At 72.1% G+C, this 7,339-nt stretch carries 6 protein-coding genes and 1 pseudogene; 4 read left to right on the forward strand and 3 right to left on the reverse strand.

Annotated features, from left to right (window positions below; genetic code table 11):
- Positions 1 to 42: 42 nt before the first annotated feature.
- Complete coding sequence (locus ACFYWY_RS29020) at positions 43 to 798, reverse strand: ABC transporter permease (protein WP_389191276.1); 756 nt, start codon at positions 796 to 798, stop codon at positions 43 to 45.
- Positions 791 to 1,723, reverse strand: a complete 933-nt coding sequence (locus ACFYWY_RS29025) for an ATP-binding cassette domain-containing protein (RefSeq protein ID WP_389191279.1) — start codon at positions 1,721 to 1,723, stop codon at positions 791 to 793. Before ACFYWY_RS29025 ends, ACFYWY_RS29020 begins: the two co-directional genes overlap by 8 nt.
- A gap of 66 nt (positions 1,724 to 1,789) precedes the next feature.
- Here ACFYWY_RS29025 and ACFYWY_RS29030 point away from each other — a divergent pair, with 66 nt between their 5' ends.
- Positions 1,790 to 2,650, forward strand: coding sequence for a TetR/AcrR family transcriptional regulator (locus ACFYWY_RS29030; RefSeq protein ID WP_389191282.1), 861 nt, complete (start codon positions 1,790 to 1,792; stop codon positions 2,648 to 2,650).
- A gap of 65 nt (positions 2,651 to 2,715) precedes the next feature.
- On the opposite strand, the gene ACFYWY_RS29035 is transcribed toward ACFYWY_RS29030, so the two are convergent.
- Entirely contained in the window at positions 2,716 to 3,687 is a 972-nt protein-coding gene (locus tag ACFYWY_RS29035) for a zinc-binding dehydrogenase (protein ID WP_389191285.1), read from the reverse strand.
- A 165-nt stretch (positions 3,688 to 3,852) separates the two neighbouring features.
- Here ACFYWY_RS29035 and ACFYWY_RS29040 point away from each other — a divergent pair, with 165 nt between their 5' ends.
- The 3 genes and pseudogenes from ACFYWY_RS29040 (at position 3,853) to ACFYWY_RS29050 (ending at position 7,160) form a co-directional block, all read left to right on the forward strand.
- On the forward strand, positions 3,853 to 4,461 hold the full coding sequence (locus ACFYWY_RS29040; protein ID WP_389191288.1) for a TetR family transcriptional regulator: 609 nt from the start codon (positions 3,853 to 3,855) through the stop codon (positions 4,459 to 4,461).
- Between the two features lie 53 nt (positions 4,462 to 4,514).
- Positions 4,515 to 6,612, forward strand: a pseudogene (locus ACFYWY_RS29045) (HelD family protein).
- Positions 6,613 to 6,704: 92 nt separating this feature from the next.
- Positions 6,705 to 7,160: a carboxymuconolactone decarboxylase family protein gene (locus ACFYWY_RS29050; RefSeq protein WP_389191291.1), complete on the forward strand. Its 456-nt coding sequence runs from the start codon at positions 6,705 to 6,707 to the stop codon at positions 7,158 to 7,160.
- Positions 7,161 to 7,339 lie beyond the last annotated feature (179 nt).

Here is a 7,339-nt window from a genome sequence, read left to right on the forward strand (position 1 = left end):
GTCCGCGTCCTGACGACGTAGGCCAGTTGGATGTTCGAGCGTTCACGCCGTACGGATCCTGAAGAAGATCCCCGACAGTGCGACCGCCACCCCGAGAATCCCCCCGCACCACGCCAGCGCCGTCCACGGTGCCGTCCCCACCGGCTGGTCCAGGAGCAGGCCGCGCAGGGACTCGATCAGCGGGGTCACCGGCTGGTGGTCGGCGAAGCCGTGGAGCCAGCTCGGCATCGTGTGGATCGGTACGAACGCGCTGCTCGGGTAGGGCAGGAACATCATGAAGAAGGTGAACCCGGCCGCCGCCTCAGGTGTCTTGGCGAGCAGCCCGACCGCTGCGGAGAGCCAGGAGATCGCCAGCAGGAAGGCGATCAGGATGCCCGCGGCCGCGAGCCAGCCGAGCGGTGTCGCCGACGGGCGGAAGCCGATGAGGAGGCCGACGCCGAGGACGAGCATCGTCGAGAAGAGATTGCGTACGGTGCTGGCGGCGACATGGCCGGCCAGGATCGCCGTGCCGCCCACGTCGAGGGAGCGGAAGCGGTCGATGATCCCTCCCTTCATGTCCTCACTCACGCTCACCGCGGTGGAGGACGCCCCGAAGGCGGCGCAGAGGATGAGGATGCCGGGGATCACGTAGGTCACGTACTTCGTACCGGTGTTGATGGCTCCGCCGAAGAAGTAGATGAAGACCAGCATCAGCATGAGCGGCAGCATCATCGAGGTGATGACGGCGTCGATGTTGCGGCGGGAGAGGCGGATGCTGCGTCCGGCCATCGTGAGCGCGGGCGTGACGACGTCAGACATGGGCGGGCTCCTTGTCGGTCAGGGCGAGGAAGACGTCGTCGAGCGTGGCCCTTTGGACCGAGAAGCGAGCCACGTCGCGGCGCTCGGGGTCGATCTCGTCCAGCAGGGCCCGGACCTGGGCCGCCGTGCCGTCCGTCGGGAGGCCGAGGGTGAGCGTCTCGGGGGAGCGGTGGACCGCGTGTGACTCGAGCCGCCAGTACGCCGCGGTGTCGTTGAGCACGAGGTCGAGGCGGTGGCCCGCGACCCGGGCCTTGAGTTCGTCCGCCGTGCCCTCAGCCACCAGACGGCCGCCGTCCACGACTGCGATGCGGTCCGCCAGCCGGTCGGCCTCCTCCAGATACTGGGTGGTGAGGAAGACGGTGGCGCCGCGCGCGGAGAGGTCGCGTACCGCCTGCCAGAGCTCCTGACGGCTGCGCGGGTCGAGGCCGGTCGTCGGCTCGTCCAGGAAGACGACCTCCGGGTCGCCGACCAGGCCGGCCGCGAGGTCGAGGCGGCGGCGCATCCCGCCGGAGTACGTCCCGGTCTGGCGGCGGCCCGCGTCGGTGAGGTCGAACCGTTCGAGGAGTTCGGCGGCGCGGCGGCGGGCGGCCGCGCGGGACAGGCCGCTGAGGCGGGCCATCATGCGGAGGTTCTCCTCGCCCGTCTGCTTCTCGTCGACTGCGGCGAACTGGCCGGTCAGGCTGATGGTGCGGCGTACGCGGGCGCGGTCGGCGACGACGTCGTACCCGGCGACGCGCGCGTGGCCCGCGTCGGCGGCGGTGAGGGTGGCGAGGATCCGCACGGCCGTGGTCTTGCCTGCGCCGTTCGGGCCGAGCAGGGCGAAGACGGCGCCGCGCTCGACGCGCAGGTCGATGCCGTGGAGGACGCTGACTTTTCCGTAGGCCTTGGCGATACCGGTGGCCTCGATGGCCGGTGGCTGGGTCATGGGTTGCCGCACTCTCCTTCTGCGTATCTCGTACGCGTTACTGTGTAAGGCTTACGCATTACTAGGATGTACGTCAAGCGGGAGACGCTGGAGGGCGGGAGAAGGCGGAGGGCGATGGCGGCGCACGGCAACGGGAGCAGCGGCAGCGGCGGTAAGAGCGATAGGGGCCGTACGGGCGATACTCGCGGCGAGACCGGCCTGCCGGCCAGCATCGAAGCCGCCTGGGGTCTGCGCGAACGCCCCTCGAAGGGGCCGAAGCCGGGGCTCCGCTTGGACCGGATCGTCGAGGCGGCGGTGGGCGTCGCAGCCTCTGAAGGGCTTGCGGCGGTCTCCATGGGGCGTGTCGCCAAGGAGCTGGGCGTCTCGACGATGTCGCTGTACCGGTACGTCGCCGCGAAGGACGAGCTCTACATCCTGATGCAGGAGGCGGTGATAGGCCTGCCGCCCGCCCCGCCGGACCCCGGCACGGGCTGGCGGGAGGGGCTCGCGGCCTGGGCCTGGGCGCAGCGCGAGGTGTTCCACCGGAACCTGTGGGTGCTGCGCATCCCGGTCTCCGGCCCGCCCGCCACACCCAACTCGGTGGCCTGGTGGGAGCGGGGCCTCGCCGCGCTGGAGGAGACGGGGCTGAGCGAGGGCGAGAAGATCTCGATGATCCTGCTGGTCAGCGGCTTCGTACGGAGCGAGGCGCTGCTGACGGCGGACCTGGGCGCGGCGATCGAGGCGAGCGGCGGCTCGCCGGAGGAGGTCATGCGCCAGTACGCGACCACCCTGAAGCGATTGGCGGACCCGGCCCGCTATCCGGCGGTGGCGCGGATGCTGGAGTCCGAGGTGATGTCCGAACCGGACGAGCCGGACTTCGAGTTCGGCTTCGGCCTGGACCGCGTGCTGGACGGGATCGAGGTCCTGATTCGCAAGCGCCGGGGATGAGGGGGCGGCGGGGGTGACCCCTCACCCCTGTTCCGTCACCTCACCTCTGTTCCGTCACCCGCCACTCACGTCGTCAGCAGCACCTTCCCCCGCAACCCCCGCCCCTCGATCGCCGCGTGTGCCTCCGATGCGCGTTCCAGGGGAAACTCGCCACCGATCACCGGGTGCAGGCGGCCCGACGCGGCCTCCGTCAGGGCCTTGGCCGCCAGGCGGACATACTCCTCGTCCGACAACTGCACGTCGGCGATGCCCAGCAGTTTGATGCCCCGGCGCTCCGCCTCCGCCGCGTCCACCGGGGCGAAGCCGCCCGTCGGCGCGCCGTGTGCCGAGAAGCGGCCGCCGTCCGCCGTCAGAGGGAAGGCCGCCAGGCCCAGGTCGCCGCCGACGCCGTCCAGGACCACGTCGGCGCCCGACGGGCCGAGGGCCGTACGGGCCCGGGCGACCCAGTCGGGGGATGTGGCGTCCACCACCGCGTCGGCACCCAACTCCCGTACCAGGGACGTCTTGAGCTCGCCCCGCGCCACACCGACGACCTCCGCGCCCACGGCCTTCGCCAGCTGGACCAGCAGCGTGCCCATGCCGCCCGAGGCGCCCAGGATCAGCACTCGGTGGCCCGCACCCAGGCCGGTGGACTCCAGGAGGGCCATCGCGGTGACGCCGTCGTGCACCAGGGCTGCCGCCTCGTGCAGGTCCAGGCCGTCCGGAATCGGGACCAGCTTGGCCGCGGCGGCCAGCGCCTGCTCCGCGTAGCCGCCACTGAAGCCGAGCGAAGTGATCACGCGGCGGCCGATCCACGCCTCGTCCACCCCCTCGCCGACCGCCCGCACCGTGCCGGCGATGCCGCCGCCCGGTACGTACGGCGGCTGGACCGGGAAGTGCTCGCCGAAGGTGCCGGACCGGATCTGCGTCTCCACGAAAATCGTGTCCACGGCGGAGACGGCGACGACCGCCTCGCCCGGACCCGGCACCGGATCCGGGACCTCTGTGGTGATCAGTACGTCCGGGCCGCCGAACTCCCTGACCTGTGCCACGCGCATGCCGTCCACTCCTCGACTCGATCGCTTGCTGACAGTCTGAAACCCCAAGTGCGGTTGAGGTCAACTGGCCACCTGGCTACCTGGCTACCTGCCACTGGCCACCTGGCCACCTGGCCAACTGATCAACTGGCCGCCGGTCGGCTGTGGGTGCGTACGCTCGGAGTCATGAGCGGTGAGATGGGCCTCCGGGAGCGCAAGAAGCGGCAGACGTACCAGGCGATCTCGGACGCGGCGATCGCTCTCTTCCTCAAGAAGGGCTTCGACCGGGTCTCCGTCGCCGAGGTCGCGGCCGCCGCCGATATCTCCAAGCCGACCCTCTTCCGGTACTTCCCCGCCAAGGAGGACCTCGCGCTGCACCGGTTCGCCGACCACGAGGACGAGGCGGCCCGTGTCGTCGCCGCCCGGCCGCCCGGGATCTCCCCGCTGGACGCCCTGCACCGGCACTTCCTCGACGGCCTGGAGCGGTCCGACCCGGTGACCGGACTCAACGACGACGAGGGCGTACTCGCCTACCACCGGCTGCTGTACGGGACGCCGAGTCTGGTCGCGCGGCTGCAGGCGTACCGGGGCAGGTCGGAGGATGCGCTGACCGCGGCCCTCGGCGGCGGCCTTCGCGCGCGGCTGGCCGCCGGTCAGATCGTCGCCGTACAGCGGATCCTCGCCGAGGAGAACTGGCGGCGGATCGCGGCGGGGGAGAGCGCCGACGCGGTCCGCCCGGCCGCCGTGGCTGCCGCTCGGCTCGCCTTCGACCAGCTGCGCGAAGGCCTCGCGTAGCCGCTATCGCGCCTCAGTTAAAAATGTGACTCGGTTGCGTTATTCTCGATGGAATGACGGCACTGAACGATGACATCGGCCAGGACCTGAACCAGGACCTGAACCAGGAACGGACCCACCACGAGGCCTGCCGTGCCGCCCTCGCCGGCATGGTCGACGCTGCGGCCACCCGCGTCGTCACCGGCGAGAACGCATTCGCCTCCGGCGCAGACGCCGACGTCCTCGGCCGCCAACTCCGCAGCTGGGCCAAGGAGTTGGCCGAAGAGCCGGACAGTCCGCTCTTCTTCGGCCGCCTCGACCACCAGGACGGCCAGAGCCACCACATCGGCCGCCGCCGCATCACCGAGCACCCCTCCGCCCCGCCCCTCGTCGTCGACTGGCGCGCCCCGTCTCGCGCACCTTCTACCAGGCGAGCGCCCGCGACCCGCTGGGCGTCGCCGTCCGCCGCCGCTTCGGCTGGGCCCCGTTCAGCAAGGGGAACCCCGGCGACCTCACCAGCCTGGAGGACGAGTGCCTGGCGGCCGGGGAGTCGGCCACGAGCGCCATCCTGGCCGGTGAGATCGAGCGCCCCCGCGTCGGCCCGATGCGCGACATCGCCGCCACCATCCAGCCCGAACAGGACGATCTCGTACGGTCCGGTCTCGCCGAATCCGTCTGTGTGCAGGGCGCCCCCGGCACCGGCAAGACCGCGGTCGGCCTGCACCGCGCCGCGTACCTCCTCTACACCTACCCCCAGCGCATCCAGCGCGGCGGACTGCTGATCCTCGGTCCCAACCGCACCTTCCTCTCGTACATCGCCGAAGTGCTGCCCTCGCTCGGGGAGACCGGCATCCGGCAGTCGACTGTCGACGACGAGATCGCCCGCCACGAGGTGCGGGCGCGGGACAGCGACGCCGCCGCTGCCGTCAAGCACGACGCTCGGATGGCCGCCGTGCTGCACCGCGCGCTGTACGCGAGGGTCGCGCCGCCCGCCGAACGGCTCGCCGTTCCCGACGGCTCGTACCGCTGGCGCGTCCCGCTCGGCGAGTTGGAGAGGATCGTCGCCGAGGTGGGCGCGGAAGCCCTGCCGTACGCCGTCGGGCGCGAACGCGTCCGCACCCGCGCCGTGCGCGCCATCCAGCTGCAGGCGGAGCGCCGGGCGGGACCGGTGAGCAACACCTGGGTGCAGAAGGTCGGCAGGGCCCGCGCGGTCTCCGCCTTCGTTGACGCCGCCTGGCCGCGTACGCAGCCGGAGGAGGTGCTGGCGGCGCTGCTCACCGACGCTGCCGACGCCGCCGACCCGTTGCTCGCGCCTGAGGAGTGGGACGCGATCCGCTGGACGAAGCCCCGGCGCTCGTACAGGTCGGCGAAGTGGACGGCGGCCGACCTCGTACTCCTCGACGAACTCGCGGGCCTCATCGAACGCCCCGAGGGCTACGGCCACATCGTCGTCGGCGAGGCCCAGGACCTCTCCCCGATGCAGTGCCGCGCGATCGCCCGCAGGGCCGGATTCGGCTCGCTGACGGTACTCGGCGACCTCGCCCAGGGCACCACGCCGTGGGCCGCCCGCAGCTGGCCCGAGCAGCTGGCGCACCTCGGCAAGGAACAGGCGCTGGTGGTCCCGCTGACGACCGGGTTCCGGGTCCCGGCGGTGATCGTGCGCCTCGCGAACCGGCTGGTCCCGGCGCTCGGCGTCGACATGCCGCTCGGCCGGTCCCACCGCGGGGACGGTGAGTTGACGACCCGTAAGGTCGACGACCTGGCCGCGGCGACGGTCGAGGCCGTACGGGCGGCACTTGCCCACGAGGGCTCCGTCGGGGTGATCGCGGACGAGCCGGAGACGCACCGGCTGAGCGCCCCGCTCGTGGCGGCGGGCATCACGACCGCGGCCGCCGACGACCTCGCCGCCGAGGCGCGCGTCACCGTCCTGCCCGCGACGGCCGCCAAGGGTCTGGAGTACGACCATGTCGTCGTCGCCGAACCGGCGGCGATCGCCGCGGCTGAGGCGCGCGGCCTGCACCGGCTCTACGTCGTCCTCACCCGGGCCGTCTCCCGGCTGGACGTGCTGCACAGCCGCCCACTGCCGCCGGAATTGGGGCTGGCATAAGGCGAGTTGGCCGCGGTCCGTCAGACGTCGACCGTCCCGTCGATTCCCTCGCGGAGGAAGCCTGAGCCCCACCGGAAAATTGTTGTGGAGCCCGGTCACATTCTCCCGTCGCGTTCCGTCGGTGTAGTGAAGACGAACTTCCTGAGGGAGACCAATCATGCAGGCACGGATGAACAACCCCGCAACGATCATTCCCGAGGCCCTGCCGGCCATCCTCGACCTGTTGAAGACGGTGCGAAAGGGCGGTGTCCCGGAGTCCACGCTCGAGCTGGTCCACCTGCGAGCAAGCCAGATCAACGGCTGCAGCTACTGCGTGGTCGCGGGCGTGGCCAGTGCGAAGAAGGGGGGCGAGACCGATGAGCGGCTGCACGCGGTCGCGGCTTGGCGCGAGGCGCCCTTCTTCAACGACGCCGAGCGCGCCGCGCTCGCGCTCACCGAGGCCGCCACCCGGCTGGCCGACCGGCCCGACGCGGTATCGGACTCGATCTGGGACGACGCCGCCGATCACTACGACGAGCAGCAGCTCGCGGCCATCATCCTGATGATCGGCGTGACCAACCTCTTCAACCGGCTCAACGCCACCACCAGGCAGCCCGCGGGCGCGACGTGGTAGTCGAGCGCCGGTAGTTGAGCGCCGGGCGGCGCCGAGCAGGGCCGAGCAGGGCCGAGCAGGGCCGAGCAGGGCCGGGCGGCGCCGCGGGGGGGGGGGGGGGGGGGGGGGGGGGGGGGGGGGGCGCCCCCCCCCGCCCCCCGCCCCCCCCCCCCGCGCCCGGCGGGGGGGGGGGGCGCGCC

Source organism: Streptomyces sp. NPDC002870 (genome assembly GCF_042888505.1).
GTDB lineage: Bacteria > Actinomycetota > Actinomycetes > Streptomycetales > Streptomycetaceae > Streptomyces.

Excerpts from the sequence above, each read along its gene's own strand:
- ACFYWY_RS29040 (WP_389191288.1), top strand. The coding sequence starts at position 3,853 with ATGAGCGGTGAGATGGGCCTCCGGGAGCGCAAGAAGCGGCAGACGTAC.
- ACFYWY_RS29030 (WP_389191282.1), top strand. The coding sequence starts at position 1,790 with ATGTACGTCAAGCGGGAGACGCTGGAGGGCGGGAGAAGGCGGAGGGCG.
- ACFYWY_RS29035 (WP_389191285.1), bottom strand. The coding sequence starts at position 3,687 with ATGCGCGTGGCACAGGTCAGGGAGTTCGGCGGCCCGGACGTACTGATC.
- ACFYWY_RS29050 (WP_389191291.1), top strand. The coding sequence starts at position 6,705 with ATGCAGGCACGGATGAACAACCCCGCAACGATCATTCCCGAGGCCCTG.
- ACFYWY_RS29025 (WP_389191279.1), bottom strand. The coding sequence starts at position 1,723 with ATGACCCAGCCACCGGCCATCGAGGCCACCGGTATCGCCAAGGCCTAC.
- ACFYWY_RS29020 (WP_389191276.1), bottom strand. The coding sequence starts at position 798 with ATGTCTGACGTCGTCACGCCCGCGCTCACGATGGCCGGACGCAGCATC.